Source organism: Staphylococcus argenteus, assembly GCF_000236925.1.
GTDB lineage: Bacteria > Bacillota > Bacilli > Staphylococcales > Staphylococcaceae > Staphylococcus > Staphylococcus argenteus.
Map to the genome: position 1 here is coordinate 976,675 of NC_016941.1, position 23,251 is coordinate 999,925.

26 protein-coding genes, 2 tRNA genes and 1 pseudogene are annotated in these 23,251 nt (G+C 30.1%); 18 read left to right on the forward strand and 11 right to left on the reverse strand.

Features of this window, described 5'->3' with window-relative positions; genetic code table 11:
- Window positions 1–80 precede the first annotated feature (80 nt).
- Window positions 81–1,589: a bifunctional metallophosphatase/5'-nucleotidase gene (locus SAMSHR1132_RS04560; RefSeq protein WP_000425704.1), complete on the forward strand. Its 1,509-nt coding sequence runs from the start codon at window positions 81–83 to the stop codon at window positions 1,587–1,589.
- 185 nt (window positions 1,590–1,774) lie between these two features.
- Here SAMSHR1132_RS04560 and SAMSHR1132_RS04565 read toward each other — a convergent pair.
- The 3 genes from SAMSHR1132_RS04565 to SAMSHR1132_RS04575 form a co-directional block, all read right to left on the reverse strand.
- Window positions 1,775–1,863 (reverse strand) — tRNA-Ser (locus SAMSHR1132_RS04565).
- Between the two features lie 2 nt (window positions 1,864–1,865).
- Window positions 1,866–1,940 (reverse strand) — tRNA-Asn (locus SAMSHR1132_RS04570).
- Window positions 1,941–2,081: 141 nt separating this feature from the next.
- Complete coding sequence (locus SAMSHR1132_RS04575) at window positions 2,082–2,651, reverse strand: competence protein ComK (protein WP_000287261.1); 570 nt, start codon at window positions 2,649–2,651, stop codon at window positions 2,082–2,084.
- A 209-nt stretch (window positions 2,652–2,860) separates the two neighbouring features.
- Between SAMSHR1132_RS04575 and SAMSHR1132_RS04580 the strand changes: the two genes are divergently transcribed.
- Window positions 2,861–3,079 carry an IDEAL domain-containing protein gene (locus SAMSHR1132_RS04580; protein WP_000876831.1) on the forward strand — a complete coding sequence of 73 codons (219 nt, stop codon included), beginning with the start codon at window positions 2,861–2,863 and terminating at the stop codon, window positions 3,077–3,079.
- A gap of 80 nt (window positions 3,080–3,159) precedes the next feature.
- Here the strand turns inward: SAMSHR1132_RS04580 and SAMSHR1132_RS04585 are convergent, their stop codons facing one another.
- Window positions 3,160–4,146 carry a lipoate--protein ligase gene (locus tag SAMSHR1132_RS04585; RefSeq protein WP_000668810.1) on the reverse strand — a complete coding sequence of 329 codons (987 nt, stop codon included), beginning with the start codon at window positions 4,144–4,146 and terminating at the stop codon, window positions 3,160–3,162.
- Between the two features lie 194 nt (window positions 4,147–4,340).
- Between SAMSHR1132_RS04585 and SAMSHR1132_RS04590 the strand changes: the two genes are divergently transcribed.
- From SAMSHR1132_RS04590 to SAMSHR1132_RS04620, 7 genes are all read left to right on the forward strand, one after another.
- The gene (locus SAMSHR1132_RS04590; RefSeq protein ID WP_000214898.1) at window positions 4,341–4,517 is read left to right on the forward strand and encodes a YkvS family protein; all 177 of its coding nucleotides are present in this window, start codon (window positions 4,341–4,343) and stop codon (window positions 4,515–4,517) included.
- 14 nt (window positions 4,518–4,531) lie between these two features.
- Window positions 4,532–5,134 (forward strand): CPBP family glutamic-type intramembrane protease, encoded by a 603-nt coding sequence (locus SAMSHR1132_RS04595; protein ID WP_001033872.1) that lies wholly within the window; start codon window positions 4,532–4,534, stop codon window positions 5,132–5,134.
- A gap of 313 nt (window positions 5,135–5,447) precedes the next feature.
- Window positions 5,448–5,510: a putative holin-like toxin gene (locus SAMSHR1132_RS14415; RefSeq protein ID WP_231561937.1), complete on the forward strand. Its 63-nt coding sequence runs from the start codon at window positions 5,448–5,450 to the stop codon at window positions 5,508–5,510.
- Window positions 5,511–6,147: 637 nt separating this feature from the next.
- Window positions 6,148–6,432, forward strand: a complete 285-nt coding sequence (locus SAMSHR1132_RS04605) for a lactococcin 972 family bacteriocin (RefSeq protein ID WP_000790904.1) — start codon at window positions 6,148–6,150, stop codon at window positions 6,430–6,432.
- Between the two features lie 43 nt (window positions 6,433–6,475).
- The gene (locus SAMSHR1132_RS04610; protein ID WP_000870810.1) at window positions 6,476–8,440 is read left to right on the forward strand and encodes a bacteriocin-associated integral membrane family protein; all 1,965 of its coding nucleotides are present in this window, start codon (window positions 6,476–6,478) and stop codon (window positions 8,438–8,440) included.
- 2 nt (window positions 8,441–8,442) lie between these two features.
- Window positions 8,443–8,763 (forward strand): YxeA family protein, encoded by a 321-nt coding sequence (locus tag SAMSHR1132_RS04615; RefSeq protein WP_000668624.1) that lies wholly within the window; start codon window positions 8,443–8,445, stop codon window positions 8,761–8,763.
- Window positions 8,760–9,401, forward strand: a complete 642-nt coding sequence (locus tag SAMSHR1132_RS04620) for an ABC transporter ATP-binding protein (RefSeq protein WP_000571193.1) — start codon at window positions 8,760–8,762, stop codon at window positions 9,399–9,401. The genes SAMSHR1132_RS04615 and SAMSHR1132_RS04620 overlap by 4 nt, the downstream gene beginning before the upstream one ends.
- Window positions 9,402–9,488: 87 nt before the next feature.
- Here the strand turns inward: SAMSHR1132_RS04620 and SAMSHR1132_RS04625 are convergent, their stop codons facing one another.
- A complete protein-coding gene (locus SAMSHR1132_RS04625; RefSeq protein WP_169929182.1) occupies window positions 9,489–9,749 on the reverse strand; it encodes a hypothetical protein in 261 nt (86 codons plus the stop codon).
- 322 nt (window positions 9,750–10,071) lie between these two features.
- Between SAMSHR1132_RS04625 and SAMSHR1132_RS04630 the strand changes: the two genes are divergently transcribed.
- The gene (locus SAMSHR1132_RS04630) at window positions 10,072–10,359 is read left to right on the forward strand and encodes a hypothetical protein (RefSeq protein WP_000410715.1); all 288 of its coding nucleotides are present in this window, start codon (window positions 10,072–10,074) and stop codon (window positions 10,357–10,359) included.
- A gap of 5 nt (window positions 10,360–10,364) precedes the next feature.
- Window positions 10,365–11,846 carry a glycosyltransferase gene (locus tag SAMSHR1132_RS04635; RefSeq protein WP_000755267.1) on the forward strand — a complete coding sequence of 494 codons (1,482 nt, stop codon included), beginning with the start codon at window positions 10,365–10,367 and terminating at the stop codon, window positions 11,844–11,846.
- A 360-nt stretch (window positions 11,847–12,206) separates the two neighbouring features.
- Here SAMSHR1132_RS04635 and SAMSHR1132_RS04640 read toward each other — a convergent pair whose 3' ends face one another.
- A complete protein-coding gene (locus tag SAMSHR1132_RS04640) occupies window positions 12,207–12,563 on the reverse strand; it encodes a DoxX family protein (RefSeq protein WP_000766007.1) in 357 nt (118 codons plus the stop codon).
- Between the two features lie 463 nt (window positions 12,564–13,026).
- Between SAMSHR1132_RS04640 and SAMSHR1132_RS04645 the strand changes: the two genes are divergently transcribed.
- Window positions 13,027–13,986, forward strand: coding sequence for an ABC transporter substrate-binding protein (locus SAMSHR1132_RS04645; protein ID WP_000039585.1), 960 nt, complete (start codon window positions 13,027–13,029; stop codon window positions 13,984–13,986).
- Between the two features lie 48 nt (window positions 13,987–14,034).
- On the opposite strand, the gene SAMSHR1132_RS04650 is transcribed toward SAMSHR1132_RS04645, so the two are convergent.
- Both SAMSHR1132_RS04650 and SAMSHR1132_RS04655 read right to left on the reverse strand, forming a co-directional pair.
- The gene (locus tag SAMSHR1132_RS04650; RefSeq protein ID WP_001248711.1) at window positions 14,035–14,151 is read right to left on the reverse strand and encodes an SAR1012 family small protein; all 117 of its coding nucleotides are present in this window, start codon (window positions 14,149–14,151) and stop codon (window positions 14,035–14,037) included.
- Window positions 14,152–14,231: 80 nt separating this feature from the next.
- The gene (locus SAMSHR1132_RS04655) at window positions 14,232–14,444 is read right to left on the reverse strand and encodes a TM2 domain-containing protein (RefSeq protein WP_000867361.1); all 213 of its coding nucleotides are present in this window, start codon (window positions 14,442–14,444) and stop codon (window positions 14,232–14,234) included.
- A gap of 164 nt (window positions 14,445–14,608) precedes the next feature.
- Between SAMSHR1132_RS04655 and SAMSHR1132_RS04660 the strand changes: the two are divergent.
- Window positions 14,609–15,161: pseudogene (locus SAMSHR1132_RS04660) on the forward strand (GNAT family N-acetyltransferase).
- Between the two features lie 51 nt (window positions 15,162–15,212).
- On the opposite strand, the gene SAMSHR1132_RS04665 reads toward SAMSHR1132_RS04660, so the two are convergent.
- Window positions 15,213–16,151: a 1,4-dihydroxy-2-naphthoate polyprenyltransferase gene (locus tag SAMSHR1132_RS04665; protein WP_000070975.1), complete on the reverse strand. Its 939-nt coding sequence runs from the start codon at window positions 16,149–16,151 to the stop codon at window positions 15,213–15,215.
- 150 nt (window positions 16,152–16,301) lie between these two features.
- Here SAMSHR1132_RS04665 and SAMSHR1132_RS14215 point away from each other — a divergent pair, with 150 nt between their 5' ends.
- From SAMSHR1132_RS14215 to menB, 5 genes are read left to right on the forward strand one after another with little or no spacing between them, the layout of a single operon-like run.
- On the forward strand, window positions 16,302–16,379 hold the full coding sequence (locus tag SAMSHR1132_RS14215; RefSeq protein ID WP_072292049.1) for a hypothetical protein: 78 nt from the start codon (window positions 16,302–16,304) through the stop codon (window positions 16,377–16,379).
- Entirely contained in the window at window positions 16,372–17,694 is a 1,323-nt protein-coding gene (locus tag SAMSHR1132_RS04670; RefSeq protein ID WP_223804883.1) for an isochorismate synthase, read from the forward strand. The genes SAMSHR1132_RS14215 and SAMSHR1132_RS04670 overlap by 8 nt, the downstream gene beginning before the upstream one ends.
- A complete protein-coding gene (menD, locus tag SAMSHR1132_RS04675; protein WP_000526700.1) occupies window positions 17,681–19,354 on the forward strand; it encodes a 2-succinyl-5-enolpyruvyl-6-hydroxy-3-cyclohexene-1-carboxylic-acid synthase in 1,674 nt (557 codons plus the stop codon). Before SAMSHR1132_RS04670 ends, menD begins: the two co-directional genes overlap by 14 nt.
- The gene (gene menH, locus SAMSHR1132_RS04680; RefSeq protein ID WP_000903504.1) at window positions 19,341–20,144 is read left to right on the forward strand and encodes a 2-succinyl-6-hydroxy-2,4-cyclohexadiene-1-carboxylate synthase; all 804 of its coding nucleotides are present in this window, start codon (window positions 19,341–19,343) and stop codon (window positions 20,142–20,144) included. The genes menD and menH overlap by 14 nt, the downstream gene beginning before the upstream one ends.
- Window positions 20,137–20,958, forward strand: a complete 822-nt coding sequence (gene menB, locus SAMSHR1132_RS04685) for a 1,4-dihydroxy-2-naphthoyl-CoA synthase (RefSeq protein ID WP_000184946.1) — start codon at window positions 20,137–20,139, stop codon at window positions 20,956–20,958. Before menH ends, menB begins: the two co-directional genes overlap by 8 nt.
- A gap of 699 nt (window positions 20,959–21,657) precedes the next feature.
- Here the strand turns inward: menB and SAMSHR1132_RS04695 are convergent.
- Both SAMSHR1132_RS04695 and SAMSHR1132_RS04700 read right to left on the reverse strand, forming a co-directional pair.
- Window positions 21,658–21,987, reverse strand: coding sequence for a cysteine protease inhibitor staphostatin B (locus tag SAMSHR1132_RS04695; RefSeq protein WP_000284453.1), 330 nt, complete (start codon window positions 21,985–21,987; stop codon window positions 21,658–21,660).
- A 37-nt stretch (window positions 21,988–22,024) separates the two neighbouring features.
- The gene (locus SAMSHR1132_RS04700) at window positions 22,025–23,212 is read right to left on the reverse strand and encodes a C47 family peptidase (RefSeq protein WP_001065540.1); all 1,188 of its coding nucleotides are present in this window, start codon (window positions 23,210–23,212) and stop codon (window positions 22,025–22,027) included.
- Between the last annotated feature and the right edge of the window lie 39 nt (window positions 23,213–23,251).

A 23,251-nucleotide genomic window follows, 5' to 3' on the forward strand; every position in this document is an offset into this window, starting at 1 on the left:
TTAGTTTGTATTTTTAACTTATTATATAAGACGATTAGTATTGAACATGGTAAACTAGTAACAATGAGAGGTGTAACGAGATGGAAATGAACGAGAATATTAATATAGAAATCTTAACTACGTCAGATATGCATAGTCATTTTTTAAATGGAGATTATGGTTCCAATATTTATAGAGCAGGTACTTATGTTAACCAAGTTAAATCACAAAACCATCGTGTAATTTTGTTAGATAGTGGAGGTAGTTTAGCTGGTTCTCTAGCAGCATATTACTATGCAATTGTTGCACCTTACAAACGTCACCCTATGATTAAGTTAATGAATCGAATGCATTATGATGCAAGTGGTGTAAGTCCAAGTGAATTTAAATTTGGATTATCATTTTTAACACGATCAATTGCACTAGCGCGCTTTCCGTGGTTATCAGCTAATATAGAATATAATGTTACTAAGGAACCTTATTTTTCAACACCATACTGTATTAAGAATTTCGGTGATTTAAAAATCGCAATCGTAGGCGTCACTGCTGATGGTCTAATGGAAAATGAGTATTCTGAAATGGAGCAAGATGTTACTATTGAAAAAACTTTATTAGCATCTAAACGTTGGATTAGATATATACATGAGGTTGAGGAGCCTGATTTTTTAATAGTTATTTATCATGGTGGGCTGAATAAAATTAGTAATAAAACAAAAAATAAAAAGGCAAATTCAAATGAAGCGGAAAAATTAATGGAAGAAATTGGTGTTATAGATTTAATGATAACGGCACATCAGCATCAAACAATTGTAGGTCAAGACCATGAAACGTATTACGTCCAAGCAGGACAAGATGCAAAAGAACTTGTACACCTTTCAATTAATTTTAAAAAGCGTACAACAACTTATGAAGTTGAGTGTATTGATTCTAAGGTAATAGACTTGAATGAGTATGAAGAAAATCAAGAATTGCTAGATTTAACATTTTATGATCGAAAAGCTGTGGCATTTTGGTCTCAAGAAGTGATAAATAATAATGAATTAAACTTAACAGTTAATGGTTTGCAAGATTTAGTTTGTCAAAATCATCCGTTTTCACAGTTGCTACATGATGCTATTAAACTTGCATTTAATAATGATATTACATGTGTTCATGTACCTATGAATGGTGAGAAAGGGTTACATGGTCAGATTAGAAATGAAGATTTATATCATGCGTATCCGTATCCTGACAAACCGATGGATATGACGGTGAATGGTCAAAATATTAAAGATATGTTGGAATATAGTTATTCTCATCTAGATTTTGTTGATGAACAATTAAGTTTAACAATCATTGATGAAACGTTATGTACAATGTGGCAGGGGTTTAACTATGCGATTGATATGAGCCGAGATCCGGGGCACCGTGTTGAATTAGAAAATATTAATTTAGAAAAGACTTATAGAATTACAATGACAGATTATTGTTTTAGAAATTACAAAAATTATTTGAAAGATGCAATCGTTCATGAGTCTTATGAGGATACAATGAGTACGTTGATTGCAGAAAAGTTAAAAGATCCAGATTATAGCATTAAATGTAAAGAGAACTTTATAGTTCGAAAATAGTGAACCGTTGCATCATAACAAAATAGACAAGATTAACTAAACTTAAAAACCTTTCTTAGAGAATTTCAGCTAAGAAAGGTTTTTAAGTTTTAGAATATGCATTATAGCTGATTGACAAGCATTTAAAATCTACTTTAAAAAATAAATAAAAAAGCTTAAATGGTTTATACCATTTAAGCATGTAACGGAAACGGAGGGATTCGAACCCTCGCGCCGCTTTCGCGACCTACACCCTTAGCAGGGGCGCCTCTTCAGCCAACTTGAGTACGTTTCCAATGGCTCCACAGGTAGGACTCGAACCTACGACCGATCGGTTAACAGCCGATAGCTCTACCACTGAGCTACTGTGGATTAATTTGTATGTGTTTGAATATCAAGCACAAATATTATTATAACAAGATTAAGTTAATTTGCAATAGATACCATAAAAAAATATGCAGAACATTTACACTATATTTATAAAACATTCCGCATATTTTAAAAATAAACAATTTATTTATCTTCGAATAGGGAATAACGTGTTAATGCTTCAAATACGTTTAATGTGGCTTTATTATAATCTATAGGTTGATCGGGATTTTTAGAAACCATACGAGATTGTTTATCTACCATATAGTAGTAAAAAATGGAATTGTTATATTGATGCCATAAACTGTGGTATGAAACATGAAGAATAATTGATTCGTTATTAATAAAAGTTACTTTACATTTACGATTTTTTAATTCTTTAATATTTTCTATATAATGCATATTTAGCCAAATGTTTTCGTGTTGTCTGTCAGAATGAGTTGGGAAAAAATAAGTTGGAAATAAGGGTGTTAGTAAAATAGGTGGTTTACTAGAAATGCCAGTAATGCGGTTTGTTTCTGCTTTCTTGCCAAGGTATGTATTACCATAAAATTTGCAAGAGCGTTCTATGATTTTCTGGACTTTAAATGGATTTTGTATACGCGTTTTATCAAACCGGATAATTTCACTACCATTTCTTTGATCATCATCATCAAATGCTGGTCGAATAACCATGTCTCCTTTGCGTATCACATAAATATTTTGAGAATACATAAGCAAAACCTCGCTTTATTAAGTTTTAAACCATTAATATAAAAATACAATTAATGATATAAAGATATTTTATAATAAAATTTCAAGTTGTCAAGTTATTGTTTTGGTGAAAAACTACAATAATTTTTGCTTAATAGTCAGAATATTCATTGATTTCAAAATTAGAAAAATGTATACTTATTATAAATTAAAGAAAGGTAGTGATTTCTATGAAATACAATACTAATGTTAAACATACAACTTTAGAAGCATTTGTCACAACCGTCAATGATTTAGGTATTGAATTAATTATCAATGAAGCACTCCGAGAGGTAAGAAAACGACAGCTCGTAGAACTCATAGATGACGCACTCGTCAATAAAGATGAAGCAGCATTTAATCAATATACGACAGAATACAAAAATTTGGAGGCATTTCTCGGTGAATAATATTGATTCGAATTCCATAACGCAATCATAAAAGGACTATTCTTAACATTTCATACATGTAAGAATAGTCCTTTTATCATTTACGACATTAATCGAATTAATTCGTATTTATCAATATCACCAAAATAATGATATAAATCATATTCTGATAGAGCTTCTTCTATATGCTCAAAGTCGTGTAGACAACCAACTAATGCATTTTCAAGGTCAGTTACATCTCCAACACCAAAGAAATCTCCGAAAATTTTTGCATGTTCGATTTTACCACGCTTAACATCAAATTTGATTTGTACAAATCCTTTTTCAAATTTTTCCTCGCGTTCAAAGTTATATTTAGGGTTTCTACCATAATTCCATTCCCAAGTTCTATATTTGTCATTGCTTAATTTTTCAATATTTTTCCAATCTTCATCCGTTAAATGATACGTTTCTACTTCAGTTTCTCCAAAGATTGTTTTCAAGATAATTTTCTTAAATTCTTCAATCTCTAATGGTTCATTTAAAAATTCTTGAATGTTTGCTACGCGTTTACGTACCGACTTAATACCTTTAGACTTAATTTTAGCTGGATTAACTTTTAGAGCGTTTTGAACTTCATCTAAATCACTGTTTAACATTAATGTACCATGACTAAACATTCTATTTTTAACTTTTACCATTGCGTTACCTGAGATTTTTGCTTGTCCTACTTGAATATCATTGCGCCCAGTTAATTCGGCATTAACACCTAAAGATTGTAGCGCTTGAACAATTGGTTCTGTGAATTTCTGGAAGTTGTGGAAACTGTTACCATCATCATCAGTAATAAAACTAAAGTTTAAATTGCCGGTATCATGATAAACAGCGCCACCACCTGAAATTCTTCTAACTACATCGATGTTATGTGAATCAATATATGGCTGATTTACTTCTTCAATTGTATTTTGATTCTTCCCAACAATGATAGATGGTCTATTTATGTAAAACAAAAAGTAACTTTCTTCAGCTGGTAGATTTTTTAAAACATACTCTTCCATAGCTAAATTTAAAGTTGGATCTGTAATATTGTTGTTACTAATAAATTTCATTACAATCTCTCCCTTATTTCTATATTCTCTTCTTATTTATGCCCTAAGTTTGCTTAAAATGCCAATTATTTACTCATAAATCATTCTAAATATTGGCTTAAAGTTACATTTTATTATTTTTGATTGTTAATAGTTTATTTGTTAAGTGAATTTTAGTACAATATAATTTAGTTATGATTTAAGGAGGACTTAAAATGACTGTTGCAGAAGTGGGTAACATTGTTGAGTTTATGGATGGATTAAGAGGTCGTGTTGAAAAAATCAACGATAACTCTGTTATTGTTGACTTAACAATTATGGAAAATTTTAATGACCTTGATTTACCAGAAAAAACTGTTATTAATCATAAGCGATATAAGATCGTTGAATAAGAAGGTAAGTTATAATGAATAAAATCTCGAAGGCTTTAACTTGGTTTATTATAAGTTTCGTTATATTTCATCTCATATTATTTATCATGTGGGGCGAACACCAAGAATACTGGTATTTATATACAGGTATAATGTTAATTGCTGGTATAAGTTATGTATTTTATCAAAGAGATATTGAATCTAAGCGGCTGCTTACATCAATTGGTATTGGTATTATTACAGCAATTATTCTAATTATGCTTCAACTTTTATTCTCACTTATAACTTCTAATTTAAGTTATAGTTCATTAATTAAAGAAATAGCGAGAACGGGTGTCAATTGGAAATGGCAAATGTTAGTAACATTGCTTTTTGTCATTCCGTGCCACGAGTTATATATGAGAACTGTTTTACAAAAAGAATTAACACATTTTTCATTACCAAAATGGGCTGTTATTATAATAACTGCAGTTTGTTCTAGTTCATTATTCATCTATTTAGATAATTGGTGGATAGTGACATTTATATTTGCTGCTCAAGTGATATTATCGTTAAGTTATGAATATACTCGACGTATAGCAACAACATCTGTTGCACAAATTGTAGCTATTATATTGTTATTAATTTTCAATGCTTAAATAAGCTTTTCTTAGACGTTTTTGTTCTAAGAAAAGCTTTTTGCTTTAGAATAGCAATACGAAGATTCAAGGCATGCTTCATTATAGTGTATACATTTTTAACAGCAATTGGTTATTATCGAGTTTACATTTTAGCCAGTTTTTATTATTAATTTTTTTATAAAAATAGTATAATATTTTGTGAGCAAGTTGAATTGATGGTGGCTATCTGAGTAAAGGGGGTGGTGCCTATGGCATTACTTAACACTTTTGAAAGGAAAAGCCTATTGTGATATCTATTGCAAACGCATTACATTTAATGTTAAGTTTCGGTATGTTTATCGTAACTTTCATTGGTATAGTAGTCGCAATAATTAATTTAAACAATAAAAAATAACCATCATTTCAAAACTTTGACAAAGAATGATGGTTAAAGAAAAACTCATTTAGTCACCGTCTTTTTAACGGGCTCAATAGGCGACATGTTCCTGCATGTCGTCTTTTTACATTTTTATAGTAACATATCTTTTATTTAATTGTCTATTTTTATTAGATGTGTAACAAAATTTTGAAGTAGTTTTCGTATATTGCTTGCTAAACATGCCATATTTGTATGGAAAATCATACTATGATAGAAACCACTTATGATTCTATGGTAGTACTTATACATAAGTGATTTCTATTGAATATGTAATGAAGTTCATATATTAATATAACTTTCATTGGTATAGTAGTCGCAATAATTAATATAAACAATAAAAAATAACTATCATTTCAAAACTTTGACAACGAATAATGGTTAAAGAAAATCTCATTTAGTCACCGTCTTTTTAACGGGCTCAATAGGCGACATGCTGTTGTATCTCATCTATTTACGCACTGCACAATATAATAATAATACAATTAAACTTCGATGTACATTTAACATAAAGTAGTGGAAATGTTGAAAAGTAAATTCAGCTTGAAAATATTCAGAAAATTCTGTATAGTTTAAATAAAGAGATATAGATTAAATATAAAGAGGTGTTTTTTAAATGAAGAACAAAATTTTTGGCGCTATATTATATTTATCTTTAGCACTTGGATTATCAACAGCAGCTTATGCATCTAAAGAATACGCAGAAGGAGGCACTTGGAGTCACGGTGTCGGCAGTAAGTATGTTTGGTCTTATTATTATCATGGTCATAAAGGACATGGTGCAACAGCTATTGGAAAATACAGATCATTTAGTGGTTATACGAGAGCTGGTGTAAAAGCAAAAGCATCAGCTACTAAAAATAATTGGTGGGTCAATAGAGCATATTATAACATTTATTAAATACTAAATAATCATACAAAACAAACAACGCAAGAGGTACAACATGAAATGGTTCAAATTAATACTTGATGTTACAATCTTCATTCTAATTGCTATATTGTTATTTGTTTATACATATAAAGAAAACGAAGAAATATTGCCTGATACTAAATATCCTATAGCGGTAACTGACTGGAATAAAAAATATAGTAAAAATGAGATTTATAAACGTATAAATCAATTCGCTAAAAATGAGAATGTAGCAATCTATAAATCAACTTCAAATTATACAAATAAAAAAGTAGATAAAGATATATATGTATTTAATAAATCGAAAGCGACACCTATAACACCGTTTAACTCTAAATATAACATTCACTATATAAATGACAATGAATTATTAAAAAAGGATATCAAAGGGAGTTATTTTGTCAAAGACACAAATTTTGATGTGTCTAAATTTATAAATTTTTTAAAACAATATGGTGTTTCTGCTGAATCATACAAAGTAAATCATATGATGATTGCGGTAGGTGTCATTAAACAAATGAATTTAGTAGTGCCGTTATCCGCACTTTTAATCGTTTATTTTATATATTATATTTTCGAAAAAAACATTAACTTTAAAGGTTATGCGATTAAGTATTTAAATGGTTTTACATTAAGAAAAATAATTTTCGAGAAGTTTTCAATGAAATGTACGTATTGGTTAACGTTAATGATAACTCAAATTATTTTAACTACATGCATACTTTGGATATTAAACTACACAGGTAATTTAGATTTATTCATATTAAGATTAGTTCTTCTTTCAAGTCTTTTTATTTTAACGATTAGTGGTATTAATTTATGGACTTTTTTAATGTTATTAAATTTAAATATTGCCAACATGATTAAAGGTAAGCAGCACTTTAAAACGATACGTTTTATTAATACAGTTTGTAAAAGTATTCTTTTAGTACTAATATCTACCGTAATTATAGAAAATGCTAGCGTAATTAAAGATTTGAATAAAATAAAAGAAACTGAGAAATATTGGAATGTATTAGATGATTATTACACGATTGAATTTGCACCTTATCACGAAACGAAACAAAGTTTGATTGATAATATGGTCCGATCAGAGCAATTAGTAAAGGCTAGTGAAGCAGAAAATAATGCGATTTTATTCAAACCAAAGAGTGACTCCGCTGACAGTGACAACTTTTCGCCTGATGAGGGGAATGTAATATTAGTAAATAATCAGTTTTGGTCGATTTATCACAAGCAGTTTCAACCTGATATTCCGATAAAAAATCAAAAAAATAATGTCGAAGTAATTATTCCACAAAAGTTTCATGCAATGCGTAATGAAATCAATCAAACGTATCATTCATGGTTTGAATTTGTGCAAAATAAAAATAATAAAGAAAATAAGTTATCCATGCAGTTTATAAACACAAATGATTACCGAATTTTTACATTTGATGCACGAGATAGTCGTCATTTGTCATTTATAGATTCTCCAATCATTGTGAATGTTCAAGCCTCAGATTTATCCAATGATTTTTATTATGCCATGATAAGTCAAGGCGGATATTTATTCAAAAATTATGACGCGTTAGTAAAAAATATTGAAAAGTATCATCTTGATGGGGAAATCAGTGGAATAACTAATTATAAAGATAGCGTAATGGAAATCTATCATGAAAACAATCTGAAGTTAACAGTACTCATATTTTCACAAATCATTATTGCAATCATTTTAGTAATTATTATTTTATTTGATGTGAAATATTATTTTGAACAGCATCGAAAATTACTCGTAATCAAAAAACTATATGGCTATTCAACATTAAGAGCAAATTATCAATATTTATTAATAAATAATATTTTTGTTGTTTTTATTGGAATATTAACGAATGTATTTATAAATTCTCATTATTTAGTGATGATATTTGCGACAATTCTCGTAGTTCAAATACTGTTACAGTTTTGTAGCTTATATTATTTAGATAGACGTTTTAATGAAGTTATCAAGGAGTTTTAACTATGAAATTTATCATTGCAATATTATTAGGATTAATTATGGCTATTACTATTGCGTTCACAATTATACACCATCCAATACTTGATCGTTTTAATCCTTTCTTAAAAACGGAGTACAGCTTTGCCAAAGTACCAAAAGGTACGCAACAATATGTGAATATTACGGCTTATAGTGAAAAAGGGGAAAAACTTGATTATAAATTAACATTTAATGGATTCTCTCCAAGTAGAACATATGTCGAAATAAAGCATAAAGGCCAATATGTTATATCGATAACATATGTTGAAAGAGAGGAAACGCCAAAAGAGGTAAGACAAGAATGATAGAATTAAAAGATTTAACTATACAAAAAGGTAATACAAGTATTTTAAAGAAACTTAACTTGAAATTTCAATGTGGAAAATCATATGCACTTATTGGTAAAAGTGGTTGTGGAAAATCTACTTTATTAAATGCAATTGCTGGACTTGAAAAAATGGGGAAACAGCATATTTATTTTAATGGTCAAGAAGAACGATTCAAATCTAATTTTTATAGGGATAAGTTAGGTTATTTATTCCAAAATTATGGACTAATCGATAATATGACTGTAAATGAAAATCTAGAGATTGGATTAGCATATAAAAAAATAAGTAAGAAAGAAAAAGAACAATTAAAAATACGTTATTTAGAACAGTTTGGACTATATGATAGTTTAAAGAGAAAAGTTCATACGTTAAGTGGTGGAGAACAACAACGCGTTGCCCTAATAAGAATGATATTAAAAGATCCAACTATTATTTTAGCAGATGAACCAACAGGTGCATTAGATCCGAAAACTGGACAGTTGATCATTCAAACATTATTTAATTTAGTCGATGAAAATAAAGTACTAATTTTAGCGACACATGATATGGCTATTGCAAATCGATGTGATGTAGTAATTGATTTGGAACAGTTTAAAAATGTAGTATCTATGTGATGCAATAAAGTTATATTTAAAGCCAATCAAAAGGAATGTTGAAATGAACATGCCCAGTTGATTGGCTTTTTGTTATGCGTTGTTAAGTTATGAAAGTAACAACGGCAAACTGAAAAAAAGTAAAATAATAATATTTAAGACAAGCAATATTAAATGTAATTGATTTTTCGTTTTAATGTAACAAAAAACAATAACAAGTGATAACAGCAAAATGATGATTGCGCCAGGGAAGAACCATAATGCTGAAGCAGTGTACCAAATTATTGGCAACGCCATAATAATAAAAGATAAAAGACAGGAAATGATACCAATAATATTATATGTTCTAGTCAAAATTACACCTCCAATTTTATATTTAAAATGATATGCCTAAAACACTCATTTTAAATACATCATACAATAAAATTAAATTGTGCGATAGAAGAATTTGAAATTAAATTGAATTGTCTTTGGTGAAAATGTGATTTACCCTAAAGTGTATTTTTATACCACGAAGAAAAATGTAGCAAGTTCAGATAATTTTTGTTCTTTAAAATTTTGCGTAATATTATTGTTTTTATTATGCAAATAAATATAATAACAATATTTAATTATTGTATTTGTAGTTGATTAATAGCGTTACGAAGTATAAAATTATTTTGTAAAACAATTTTTTATTAAGAGGTGCGCTATGGAAAAGGGGATTTTCAATTACGATAATGCGAAAGTATTAAAATTAGATACAAACCAATTAAATGAAAATATAAAAGTCATTGATGATGTATTTAAAAATTATGAACAGTTAGAGCCAACTATAGAAATTGAAAATGGGAAGTCAGTTTTAAAATTAAATGGACATTTTATTGCGTCAATTATAGGACCATTAAATGTAAATAAACTTAATAATTTATATGTTGATGAAGATTTTTATCATACATATAACGAATTAATTGTTAAATATACTGAGGTAAAGGAATAATTATGATGAAAAAAGTATTTATGATGGTGCATGAGTTAGATGTCAACAAAGGCGGTATGACCTCTTCGATGTTCAATAGAAGTAAAGAGTTTTATGATGCGGACATTCCTGCTGATATAGTTACTTTCGATTATAAAGGCAACTATGATGACATTATAAAAACATTGAAAAAACAAGGGAAAATGGATCGAAGAACAAAAATGTATAATGTATTTGAATATTTTAAGCAAATATCGAATAACAAACATTTTAAGTCAAATAAATTGTTATATAAACATATTTCAGAAAGATTGAAAAATACGATTGAAATTGAAGAGAGTAAAGGCATTTCAAGATTTTTTGATATGACGACAGGAACATATATTGCCTACATAAGAAAAAGTAAATCTGAAAAAGTGATTGATTTCTTTAAAGATAATAAACGAATAGAACGATTTAGTTTTATAGGTAATAAAGTGCATATGAAGGAAACATTTAATGTAGATAATAAGGTTTGTTATCAAGTGTTTTACGATGAAAAGGGATACCCATATATTTCTAGAAATATTAACGCTAATAATGGCGCTGTAGGTAAAACTTATGTGTTAGTTAATAAAAAAGAATTTAAAAACAATCTAGCACTATGTGTTTACTATTTAGAAAAACTAATAAAAGACACTAAAGATAGTATTATGATTTGTGATGGACCAGGTAGTTTTCCAAAAATGTTTAATACAAAGCATAAAAACGCTCAGAAATATGGTGTTATTCATGTTAATCATCATGAAAACTTCGATAATACTGGTGCATTTAAAAAAAGTGAAAAATATATTATTGAAAATGCGGATAAAATTAATGGTGTAATTGTATTAACAGAGGCACAACGATTGGATATTCTTAAGCAATTTGATGTAGAAAATATTTTCACTATTAGCAATTTTGTTAAAATACATAATGCTCCAAAACATTTTCAGACCGAAAAAATCGTTGGTCATATTTCTAGAATGGTACCAACGAAACGAATTGATTTACTTATTGAAGTAGCTGAGTTAGTCGTAAAAAAAGATAATGGTGTTAAATTTTATATATATGGGGAAGGATCTGTCAAAGATAAAATAGCTAAAATGATTGTAGACAAAAATTTAGAAAACAATGTTTTCCTTAAAGGCTATACAACGACTCCGCAAAAATGCTTGGAAGATTTTAAATTAGTCGTTTCTACATCTCAATATGAAGGCCAAGGTTTAAGTATGATAGAAGCAATGATTTCTAAAAGGCCTGTTATTGCATTTGATATAAAATATGGTCCTAGTGATTTTATAGGAAACAATGTAAATGGATACTTGATTGAAAACCATAATATCAATGACATGGCCGATAAAATTTTAAAACTTGTCAATGACGATGCGTTAGCAGCAGAATTTGGAACGAAGGCTAGAGCGTCTATCATTGAAAAATATTCAACAGAAACTATATTAGAAAAGTGGTTAAACCTTTTCAATCGCTAAATGAAAAAAGTTTGAGAGATAAAATAATGAAATGCTCCCTTCAAAATAGAAATTGAAGAGAGCATTTCACATGTTCAAGCCACAACAAAGTTAAATTGACAGCAATAGACAGAATAAAAACACACATGCAACAAACTTATTAAAAATAAAGTCAGGGGCCCCAACATAGAGAAATTGGGTTCCAATTTCAACAAGCAATGCAAGTTGGGGTGGGGCCCCAACACAGAGAAATTGGGTTCCAATTTCAACAGGCAATGCGAGTTGGGGTGGGCCCCAACAAAGAGAATTTCAAAAAGAAATTCAACAAATTTAGCGAATTAATCACACAAAAAAAGAGAGGATAAGCCTCTCATATAGTCTTTAATAAAACTGTAACCATTTCTTCCAACTATAACTACTGATACAAGCTAAGTTCATTACGATATGTATGATTTCGAATTCATAACCACTTACATATCCTCTTGTAAGTTTAAGTGTGAAGATTGAGCCTAACATAACACAAATATAAAATACATTAACATAAGGCGTTAAAAAGCCGATAATAAGTGCTAAACCTCCAACAACTTCACCAATTGACATTAATACTGCAATGGCAGGTGGTAAACCTAATGAACCTAAGAAATGAATTGTTCCATCTAAATCTACAAATTTCAAAGTTCCGTGTACTAAGAATGATGTTGCTAACATCCATCTAATTAAAAGCATTCCTAATTTCATATTTTCACCTCCAATTTTATTTTGTACTTAAAACATAGTCAAAATTATATTTGTAAACAACTCGAAAGTAAAGATTTTTTATAAAAATAATTATTAAATATTTATTAAATCTTCTTTTGTGTAGAGCAATTGTTGTAAAAAGGTGTTTAAGTAAGCAATGACTTTTTGTGCTTATAAATAAAAATTTATACATTATAGTCAGAACTTTAAAACTTAAACAATTTAACAATGAGAATGAACGACAGATTACAACAACACTTAATATTATCAACAACATTAAAAATTGATACATATTTAAATCATATCAACTATTTTTATATAGAATTAAGTGCAATGCAGTTATATAGAAGAATTAATTATAATGTTTTATAAGTAAAAATGATTACCATTTCATTAACTTATTTTTGTATTGAATGATAAAATTTATATATAGCGCGCTATATAATATGGTGGAGGTTAATGTGTGAGTAAGAAAGTTATTAGATTGATAGTTACTTTAATTGTTATAGTAATCATTGCTGCAGGATGCGGGAAAGATACAGATAAAAATGAAAAGGAAATGTTAACAATTAAAGATGCATTGGGGACAGAAAAAATTACGAAAAATCCTAAACGTATTGTCGTGTTAGAGTATAGTTTTGCAGATTATTTAGCTTCATTAAATGTAAAACCAGTGGGCATTGCCGATGATGGGAATGCTAAAAATATTACTAAAACAGTTCGAGATAAAATTGGAAAATATGAATCAGTTGGCTCTAGACCACAACCAAACCTGGAAATTATAAGCAAATTGAAGCCTGATTTAATCATTGCAGATGTTAGTAGACACAAAAAAATCAAGTCAGAATTAAATAAAATAGCACCGACAATTATGTTAGTTAGTGGTACTGGTGATTACAATGAAAATATAGATTCATTTAAAACGGTAGCAAAGGCAATAGGTAAAGAAAAAGAGGGCGAAAAAAGACTTGAAAAGCATGAAGAAATTTTGGCGGCAGTAAGAAAGAAAATCGAACATAGTTCATTGAAATCTGCTTTTGCCTTTGGTATTTCAAACACTGGGATGTTTATAAACAATGAAGATACATTTATGGGGCAATTTTTAATTAAAATGGGTATTAAACCTGAAGTTACGAAAGATAAAACTGCTCATATAGGTGAGCGTAAAGGTGGTCCATACATCTTTTTAAATAATGAAGAACTAGCAAATTTAAATCCTAAAGTTATGATACTTGCAACTAATGGTAAAACTGATAAAAATCGATCTAAATTTATTGAACCTAGTGTGTGGAATTCGTTACAAGCAGTTAAAGATCATAAAGTTTATGATGTGGATAGAAACAAGTGGATGCAATCAAGAGGGATTATTGCGAGTGAAAGTATGGCAGATGATTTAGAAAAAATCGTTGATAAAATAAAATAGAAAATTATAAAAACATAGTGTCGCTAAAATAACAAGCGACACTATGTTTTATTTATGTTGATTATCTGAAGAATGTGATGATTTACCTGACAATTTTTGTCGAATAAATTTAATGACATATCCAATTAGAATTGCTTTTGCAATTTTTTTGATGAATTGACGCATAGTTCAATACCTCATTTCCCTTAATGTTTATTTCTATATACCCATTTATAAATCATTTTTAAACCAATTATCTTAATAAGTTATTTTGGGAAAACAATATAGCCATCTTTATCAGCCTTTTTAGTAAAAATAATAATAATGGCGTGAATGATTGATATAATTGTAGGAATTCCTGTCCAGAAAAATAATAAATGTAACAAACCTTGACCAAATTTGTCAGCATAGAATTTATGAATCCCTAAACCTCCAAGAAATAACGCAACTATAACATAAATAGCTTTATTAACTTTCATACGCAAATCCTCCTTATTTATTATTTTACTTAATCTCACTTTAAAAACCAATCTTTCTATCATTGGGCAATTCAAAATTTCTGGAATTATAAGTATATCTTTTTTAAATAAGCTGTAATTTCTATATAATAAATATTAATAACATTTAAAGGGATGATATGAAAATGATTCGGCAAGCACGTCCAGGAGACCGATTTGAAATTGCAAAATTAGTTTATATGGTTTGGGAAGATATGGAATTGGATATGGTAAAAGCAGTGCCCAAAGATAAAATATTAACTGCAATAGAAAAAAAGCTGTGTTGATGTAAGATATCGTACATATTATGAGCATATATATGTTTATGAAGTTGATGGCAAAATAGCTGGTTGTATCATTAGTTATAATGGTAAATATGAATTGGAATATGAAAAAACATGGGAGCAGCTTAATTTACCTGAAGAGTTTCAACAATATGGGACACCACTACCTGTAAAAGAAGCAAAAGATGATGAATGTTATATTGAAACAATTGCAACATTTGAGAATTATAGAGGAAGAGGTATAGCTACGAAATTATTAACAAATCTACTTGAGTCAAACACAAATGTGAAATGGAGTTTGAACTGTGATGTTAATAATGAGGCAGCATTAAAATTATATAAAAAAGTAGGGTTTACATCTGATGGATATATAGAGCTTTACAAACATAAGTACCATCATTTAATTGTTAAATAAAAAAATCGACATATCGAATTTAAAATCGATATGTCGCGTAAAATCTTTCATTTAAATTCCAGCAAATATAGCACTAATATATATTCCTAATGCATATAGCACGCCAAAAAATGTGTTTGTTTTACCGGCAGCAGCCATTGCAGGCATCATTGTTGCTGGTGTATCATTCTTCTTGAAACGTCTGATAACCTTTACAGGCATTGGGAATGATAATAACGCAAGTAAGTAAAATAGTGAGCCTCCAGGCTTAACAATAATAGTTAGAACTATAAAAGCATAAGCGATAAAATACATAATTGCCATAAAGGCTAAAGATGCTTTTTTACCTAGTAATATTGGTAAAGTTTTACGACCGCTGGCTTTATCTTTAACACGGTCACGAATATTGTTAGCCATATTGATTAAACCGATTGTTATAACAATTGGAATACTTAACCAAATAGCATAATTTTGGATATTACCAGTTTGAATAAAGAATGCAATAACAATTATAAACATACCCATAAATACGCCTGAGAATAGCTCACCAAAAGGCGTCCAAGAAATTGGGAAAGGTCCACCTGTATATAGGTAACCAACTGCCATACATACTAATCCAACAGGTAACAACCAAAACGAAGTGTTAACAGCTAAAAAGATTCCTAATAAAGCTGCAACGATATAAAATGCAATGGCTAGGCGTAATACAAGTTGTGGGCTCATTCCATTACGTACTATTGCACCACCAATGCCTACGGATTCATGATCATCAAGGCCCTTTTTATAATCATAATATTCGTTAAACATATTTGTTGCAGCTTGAATAAGTAAGCATGCAAGTAACATGGCAACAAACAAAGTAATTTTGATATGATCTTCGCTACCAAGAAAATATATTTTAGATGCTGCGGTACCAACAAGAACGGGTACGACTGAAGCAGTTAATGTATGAGGACGCATTAAATGCCAATATTTCTTAACTGTAGAATATTGCTGATATTGATTACTCATTGAATACAAAACCTCTTTAAATCATATTTTTTATAACAAAGATATTTTAATAGAAAGTAGCACAAAGGTCAATTGACGTGAAAAATTGCAAGATAAGTTTAAGCAATTCTTGTAACACAATTATCCAAAAATGATACAATATAATAATGAGTGAAAAAAGACGAAGAAAGAAGTGAAATGGATGGCTACGGGCGTAACAGAGGACGATATTGTCAAAGAGATATATGACAGCTCTAAGGAATGGGTTTCAGTTGAAGTGAAATTATCACAGTCGCTAGACCCGAGCACATTATTTCATCTCACTGACAATGAGGCAGGAGATCGCTTTTATATGCGTTTGAATGATAATCAAACGTCATATTTTGGTTATAAAGCAATTCAATTATTTAAAAATAATTTTAAAAATAAACAATCTATTTTTAGAGAATGGGAAAAATTAAAGCACGAAATTGCATTTATTCATCCACAATCGGGAAGACATCATCTTCGAATTGTTGGAGGATTTCAATTTTCAAGTCATAAGTCTGATGATGAATGGCGTGAATTTGGATTAAATCATTTCGTTTTACCAGAAGTACTCATTACTACAGAGGACGAGGGTACATTTTTAACATATACAGTACAACGTGAAAATTTTGACATGGATTCATTCAAAGCGTTAGTTGAATTTTTTAATAATGCAATTGAAATAGATGTCGAAGATCAAAATGGGGAAATTATTCGTAACGAAGATATTTATAAAGATGACTGGCGTCAACTTGTTGAAGAAGCAATTGAGTCTATTAATAAAGAAGAAAAAATTGTGCTTGCTCGTAGACGATTAATTAAGTTTGATAAAGATATTAGTATTCCGTATATATTAAAACAGGCTTTTTCTAAAGAAAAAAATAGTTATATATTTTTATTAGAATCACAAGATTCAATTTTCTTTTCACAAACACCAGAACAATTGCTTAAAGTTAATAATCGAATTTTATCGACAAAAGCAGTTGCAGGTACAATTAAACGATCACATAACGAAGAAGAAGATAAAAAACATGTTGAAGCCTTTTTAAAAGATAATAAAAACTTAGTAGAACATCGATTTGTTGTAGAGAGCATCTTACATGATATTGAACCATATATCACAGAATTAGATTATGATAAGACACCTAAAATTCTTAAAAATGATCACTTATATCATTTGTATACTGAAATAAAGGCACCTTTAAAAGACGATTCATATATCGGTTTAATAGACAATTTACATCCAACACCAGCTTTAGGTGGTTATCCTAAAGCCTTTGCAATTGATTTTATTGAGCAAAAAGAATTTGGGACAAGAGGGTTATACGGTGCACCGGTTGGTTATATAGATATATATGATGATTGTGAGTTTATTGTAGCTATACGTTCGATGCTCATAAAAAAAACACAAGCAACATTATTTGCTGGGTGCGGTATTGTTAAGGATTCTGATCCAGACAGTGAATTAGCAGAGACGAATCTTAAATTCTCACCTATGATGAATGCATTAGGAGTCGATATGAATGGGAAATCATAAAGAAGCATTAACTAAGCAAGTATATACATTTGCATCTGAACTTTATGCTTATGGAGTAAGGGAAGTAGTCATCAGTCCGGGGTCACGTTCAACACCGCTTGCACTTGCATTTGAAGCACATCCAAATATTAAAACGTGGATTCATCCTGATGAAAGAAGCGCAGCATTTTTTGCAGTAGGATTAATCAAAGGTAGTGAAAGACCTGTTGCTATTTTATGTACTTCAGGCACGGCAGCAGCTAACTATACACCAGCCATTGCTGAAAGCCAAATTAGTAGAATACCATTAATTGTATTGACGAGTGATCGACCACATGAATTAAGAAGCGTTGGCGCACCTCAAGCAATTAATCAGGTTAATATGTTTAATAATTATGTGAGCTATGAATTTGATATGCCACTAGCCGATGATTCTAAAGAAACAATTGATGCAATTTATTATCAAATGCAAATTGCTAGTCAGTATTTGTATGGACCACATAAAGGACCAATTCATTTCAATTTACCATTTAGAGATCCATTGACACCAGACTTAACGACGACGGATTTACTAAAGTCAGAAATAAAGATTTTGCCACATTACCAAAAATGTATAAATGCAACAGCATTAAAAAATATTTTAAGTAAGCCAAAAGGTCTAATTATTGTAGGCGATATGCAACATCAAGAAGTTGATCAGATTTTATCATATTCAAAAATGTATGATTTGCCGATTTTAGCGGATCCACTAAGTCATTTAAGAAAATTTGATCATCCAAATGTAATCAGTACGTATGATTTATTGTATAGAAGCGGTTTAGAATTAAATGTCGACTTTGTTATACGTGTAGGTAAACCGGTCATTTCTAAGAAGCTGAATCAATGGTTAAAGAAAACGGAAGCATTTCAGATTTTAGTCCAAAATAACGATAAAATCGATGTATTTCCTATAGCACCAAATATTTCTTATGAGATTTCTGCGAATGATTTCTTTAGATCTTTAATGGATGATACAATAGTTGACCGAAAAGATTGGTTGGAATTATGGCGACATCTTGAGAGGAAAGCGCGTGTTGAGATTAACCAGTACCTTGAACATGCTACCGATGAAAGTGCTTTTGTTGGGGAACTGATTAATAAGACGTCAGATGCAGAAGCTTTGTTTATAAGTAATAGTATGCCGATTAGAGATATTGACAATTTATTGTTAAATAAAAATATTGATATTTATGCTAATCGTGGTGCAAATGGCATTGACGGTATTATTTCAACTGCTCTTGGAATGGCAGTACACAAACGTATAACATTATTAATTGGTGATTTATCTTTCTATCATGATATGAATGGACTATTAATGTCCAAATTAAATCATATTAACATGAATATTGTATTGTTGAATAATGATGGTGGTGGTATTTTCTCATATTTACCACAAAAAGATAGTGCTTCAGATTATTTTGAACGCTTATTTGGCACGCCTACAGGTTTAGATTTTGAGTATGCTGCGAAGTTATATGATTTTGGCTTTAAGCGATTTAAACATATTTCAGAATTTAAAAATGAAAAATTATCAAATGAAGATTCGACAATTTATGAAATGATTACAAATAGAGAAGTTAATTATGAGCAGCATCAAATTTTATATAAGAAATTGAGTGAAATGATTCATGCTACATTATAAATTTTACGAAGCGAAAGTCGATACGTCTCAAATATTAATATTGTTACATGGATTTCTAAGTGATAGTCGTACTTATCGTGACCATATAGAAACTTTCACTAATGCTTGTCATGTTGTGACTATAGATTTACCTGGGCATGGTGAAGATAAATCACCCACTGATGTTGATTGGAGCTTTGATTATATTACAGCATCATTAGATCAAATTTTAGAACAATTTAAAGATAAATCGATTTCAATGCTTGGTTATTCTATGGGGGGACGTGTTGCATTGTATTATGCATTACATGGTCGAATTAAATTATCGAAACTTATTTTAGAGAGTACATCACCTGGAATTAAGTTAGAAGCGGATCAAATAGAGCGACGTCTTATAGATGAAGCACGAGCAAAAGTATTAGAAATCGCAGGTATAGAAGTCTTTGTAAATGATTGGAAAAAATTACCGTTATTTCAAACACAATATCAATTATCTGAGGATAAACAACTTCAAATTAGAGAACAACGGCTATCTCAATCACCAATTAAAATGGCAAAAGCATTAAGGGATTATGGTACAGGTCAAATGCCTAATTTATGGTCACAAATAACTGAATTAAAAATGCCAGTATTAATCTTAGCAGGTGAGTATGATGAAAAGTTTGTACAAATAGCTGAAAAAATGGCAAATTTAATTTCGAATAGTAAATGTAAATTATTTTCTGCAGTAGGACATACAATTCATGTGGAAGATAATGTTGAATTTGATACAATGATATTAGGATTTTTAAAGGAGGAGCAAAATGACTAACAGACAATGGGAAACACTTAGAGAATATGATGAAATTAAATATGAATTTTACGAAGGGATTGCTAAAGTGACGATAAATCGTCCTGAGGTACGCAATGCATTTACGCCAAAAACAGTTGCTGAAATGATTGATGCATTTTCACGTGCACGTGATGATCAAAATGTTTCAGTTATCGTATTAACAGGTGAAGGTGATTTAGCATTCTGTTCTGGTGGAGATCAGAAAAAACGTGGCCATGGTGGTTATGTAGGAGAAGACCAAATTCCTCGCTTAAATGTATTAGATTTACAACGCTTAATTCGTATCATTCCAAAACCGGTTATTGCAATGGTAAAAGGTTATGCAGTAGGTGGCGGAAATGTACTTAATGTCGTATGTGATTTAACAATAGCTGCTGATAATGCAATCTTCGGCCAAACTGGACCTAAAGTAGGCTCATTTGATGCAGGTTATGGTTCAGGATATTTAGCTAGAATCGTTGGACATAAAAAAGCACGTGAAATCTGGTACTTATGTCGTCAATATAATGCACAAGAAGCATTGGATATGGGCTTAGTTAATACAGTTGTACCTTTAGATCAAGTTGAAGACGAAACAGTTCAGTGGTGTAAAGAAATTATGAAACATTCACCAACAGCTTTACGTTTCCTTAAAGCAGCTATGAATGCTGATACTGATGGTTTAGCTGGATTACAACAAATGGCAGGGGATGCAACTTTACTTTATTACACAACTGATGAAGCTAAAGAAGGTCGCGATGCGTTTAAAGAAAAACGCGATCCTGACTTTGATCAATTCCCTAAATTCCCATAAGTTATTTTGAAATTAAATTTAAGTCACTTGAGTTGCTAATTGGCGACATCAAGTGGCTTTTTTAATATTATTTGAAGGATAGTATGAGTAGAGAGTGTGACAGAAATCAATGTTCTAGGCACTACAATGTATTTTAGCGGGGCGCCAACACAGAGAAATTGGAACCCCAAATTCTACAGACAATGCAAATTGGCGGGGCTCAACATAGAAGATGCCGGAAAGTCAGCTGACATTAAAGTGCAAGTTGGCGGGGCGCCAACACAGAGAAATTGGGACCCTAAATTCTACAGGCAATGCAAGTTGGGGTTGGGGCGCCAACATAGAGAATTTCAGAAAGAAATTCTACAGGCAATGCAAGTTGGGGTTGGGGTTGGGGCCCCAACACAGAAGGTGACGGAAAGTCAGCTTACATTAATGTGCAAGTTGGGGTAGGACAGCAAGAATGAAATACTTGTTCTTTAGACATTAGTATTTCTTATACATGAGTTTTACTCATGTATTCCTATTTTTAAGTACACATTAGCTGTGGCTAATGTGTAAGAATCACTAAATAATAAATCACTAGTTGTTCTTTATTATCCTACTCCCTTTATCATTAGCAACAGTTTAGTCACAACAGAGAGTTTTGATAAATAAAAACGGGCTGGTGAGAAATTTAATTCTCTCCAACCCGCTAATGTATATATTAAATCATTTATTTTAAATTAATCTTTCATATAATATTGGTCTTGAAGTCCCAATGCCATCTTCAGATGAAGTTTGCATTAATATATGTTGTGAATCATCATAATCTAGAATATAAATGATTTGATCATGGTGTAAGGGTGAAAACTTAATTCTTTGATGGGCAGTATCAATAAAAAGTATACGATATTGATTTTGACTTGTATTATCACCATGTCTAATACAAATTGTTTTTTGTAATTGATGATTACTCCAATTACCAATGAATAAATTTATATTATTTTGTTCAAGGTGAGTCAAATTCGATTTGTCATAAATGAAATTTATAAATTGTAATTGATACATCGTTTTACCTACCTTTAACCAATATCAGTAACATTTTTTAATAACCGATCATTGAACCATACCAGTTGTAATCGCGGTTGAATGATAAGTGTAATAGACTAGAGTCAGCATCTTGAATTGACACTTCAGTATCCCAAGGATTCCAATAGATGATTTTTTCTTGGTCATTAATTTTAGCGTTACCTACAACTGCAAGAGCATGACCTAAATGCGGATCATTAGGATTTTGAGATACGCTTTGTGCAAGAATCATAATACCTACATTATCTTTAGTAAGTTGGTCAACTTGATTATATGATGGGACACCTTCTTGATAGTGAATATCTCTACCTTGTGATTTTCCAAATTCAATCATTTGATTAGGGAAAGTTGAACAATTTACAAGTTCTTCTTCACTCACATTTGGATATAATGTGCGCATAATATCATGTGCATTATAAGTGTCTGTGTTTTTAGTTGCATTTAATAATGCTGCCATACTGAAACCAGCACACCAAGTATTATCGAATTGTTGCTCTCTAATTTTGAAGTTTTTTAAAGTGTTTTCATATTGAACTTGATCCTCTTCATTTTGGATAGTTTCACTTTCTTCAATTTTAGAAGGAGTAACTGTTGCTTTCAAATCTTGTTTCAATTGTGGTGAAACAGTTTTACTACTTTCTTTTTCTTTTATATTATTAACTAAAGGCGTTGCTTTTACTAATCTAACTTTGCCATCTTCCTCAAAGTAAAAACCTTTTTCATCAGTAAGAACTGTGATATTAGTGTCTTTATCTTTAATTTCGTTTAATTCTTTAGCAATAAAGTTTGAAATTTTTACGCTATAATTTCTATCATCTTTTGATTTGTTTAAATCATCTTTGTTTTTAGGGCTTAATGTTAAAATGTAGACAATTTTGCCATCTTTTATGACTGGATAATAATAACTATTATCTTCCTCGCCATTAAATTTATATATTTTAAAAGCTTCACCAAGTTCGTATTTACTAGATTGTGTATTGTTTTGTTTATCTAAAGCTTTTGCATAACCAGAAAATTGTTGATGTGCTAAATCGTCAACTTTTTGTGGTACTTTATCACTTTTAACTTTGATTTCTAATTGCTTAGATTGTGAATCAGCTTTTGCATTATTGTTATTGGCAAATGCGCCTAGTGATAAAATAAGCAAGGAAATAAGAGCAATGCTTATAATATTGAATATTCTAGTTTTACATGAATTATTCATATAATAACCTCCTTTAGAGTCAAAATTTTATGCGTTGGA

Coding starts and splice junctions, on each gene's coding strand:
- SAMSHR1132_RS04590 (WP_000214898.1), top strand. CDS start 4,341: ATGACTGTTGCAGAAGTGGGTAACATTGTTGAGTTTATGGATGGATTA.
- SAMSHR1132_RS04575 (WP_000287261.1), bottom strand. CDS start 2,651: ATGTATTCTCAAAATATTTATGTGATACGCAAAGGAGACATGGTTATT.
- SAMSHR1132_RS04620 (WP_000571193.1), top strand. CDS start 8,760: ATGATAGAATTAAAAGATTTAACTATACAAAAAGGTAATACAAGTATT.
- SAMSHR1132_RS04605 (WP_000790904.1), top strand. CDS start 6,148: ATGAAGAACAAAATTTTTGGCGCTATATTATATTTATCTTTAGCACTT.
- menB (WP_000184946.1), top strand. CDS start 20,137: ATGACTAACAGACAATGGGAAACACTTAGAGAATATGATGAAATTAAA.
- SAMSHR1132_RS04615 (WP_000668624.1), top strand. CDS start 8,443: ATGAAATTTATCATTGCAATATTATTAGGATTAATTATGGCTATTACT.
- SAMSHR1132_RS04640 (WP_000766007.1), bottom strand. CDS start 12,563: ATGAAATTAGGAATGCTTTTAATTAGATGGATGTTAGCAACATCATTC.
- SAMSHR1132_RS04695 (WP_000284453.1), bottom strand. CDS start 21,987: ATGTATCAATTACAATTTATAAATTTCATTTATGACAAATCGAATTTG.
- SAMSHR1132_RS04580 (WP_000876831.1), top strand. CDS start 2,861: ATGAAATACAATACTAATGTTAAACATACAACTTTAGAAGCATTTGTC.
- SAMSHR1132_RS04595 (WP_001033872.1), top strand. CDS start 4,532: ATGAATAAAATCTCGAAGGCTTTAACTTGGTTTATTATAAGTTTCGTT.
- menD (WP_000526700.1), top strand. CDS start 17,681: ATGGGAAATCATAAAGAAGCATTAACTAAGCAAGTATATACATTTGCA.
- menH (WP_000903504.1), top strand. CDS start 19,341: ATGCTACATTATAAATTTTACGAAGCGAAAGTCGATACGTCTCAAATA.
- SAMSHR1132_RS04610 (WP_000870810.1), top strand. CDS start 6,476: ATGAAATGGTTCAAATTAATACTTGATGTTACAATCTTCATTCTAATT.
- SAMSHR1132_RS04560 (WP_000425704.1), top strand. CDS start 81: ATGGAAATGAACGAGAATATTAATATAGAAATCTTAACTACGTCAGAT.
- SAMSHR1132_RS04650 (WP_001248711.1), bottom strand. CDS start 14,151: ATGCGTCAATTCATCAAAAAAATTGCAAAAGCAATTCTAATTGGATAT.
- SAMSHR1132_RS04655 (WP_000867361.1), bottom strand. CDS start 14,444: ATGAAAGTTAATAAAGCTATTTATGTTATAGTTGCGTTATTTCTTGGA.
- SAMSHR1132_RS04700 (WP_001065540.1), bottom strand. CDS start 23,212: ATGAATAATTCATGTAAAACTAGAATATTCAATATTATAAGCATTGCT.
- SAMSHR1132_RS04665 (WP_000070975.1), bottom strand. CDS start 16,151: ATGAGTAATCAATATCAGCAATATTCTACAGTTAAGAAATATTGGCAT.
- SAMSHR1132_RS04635 (WP_000755267.1), top strand. CDS start 10,365: ATGAAAAAAGTATTTATGATGGTGCATGAGTTAGATGTCAACAAAGGC.
- SAMSHR1132_RS04585 (WP_000668810.1), bottom strand. CDS start 4,146: ATGAAATTTATTAGTAACAACAATATTACAGATCCAACTTTAAATTTA.
- SAMSHR1132_RS04630 (WP_000410715.1), top strand. CDS start 10,072: ATGGAAAAGGGGATTTTCAATTACGATAATGCGAAAGTATTAAAATTA.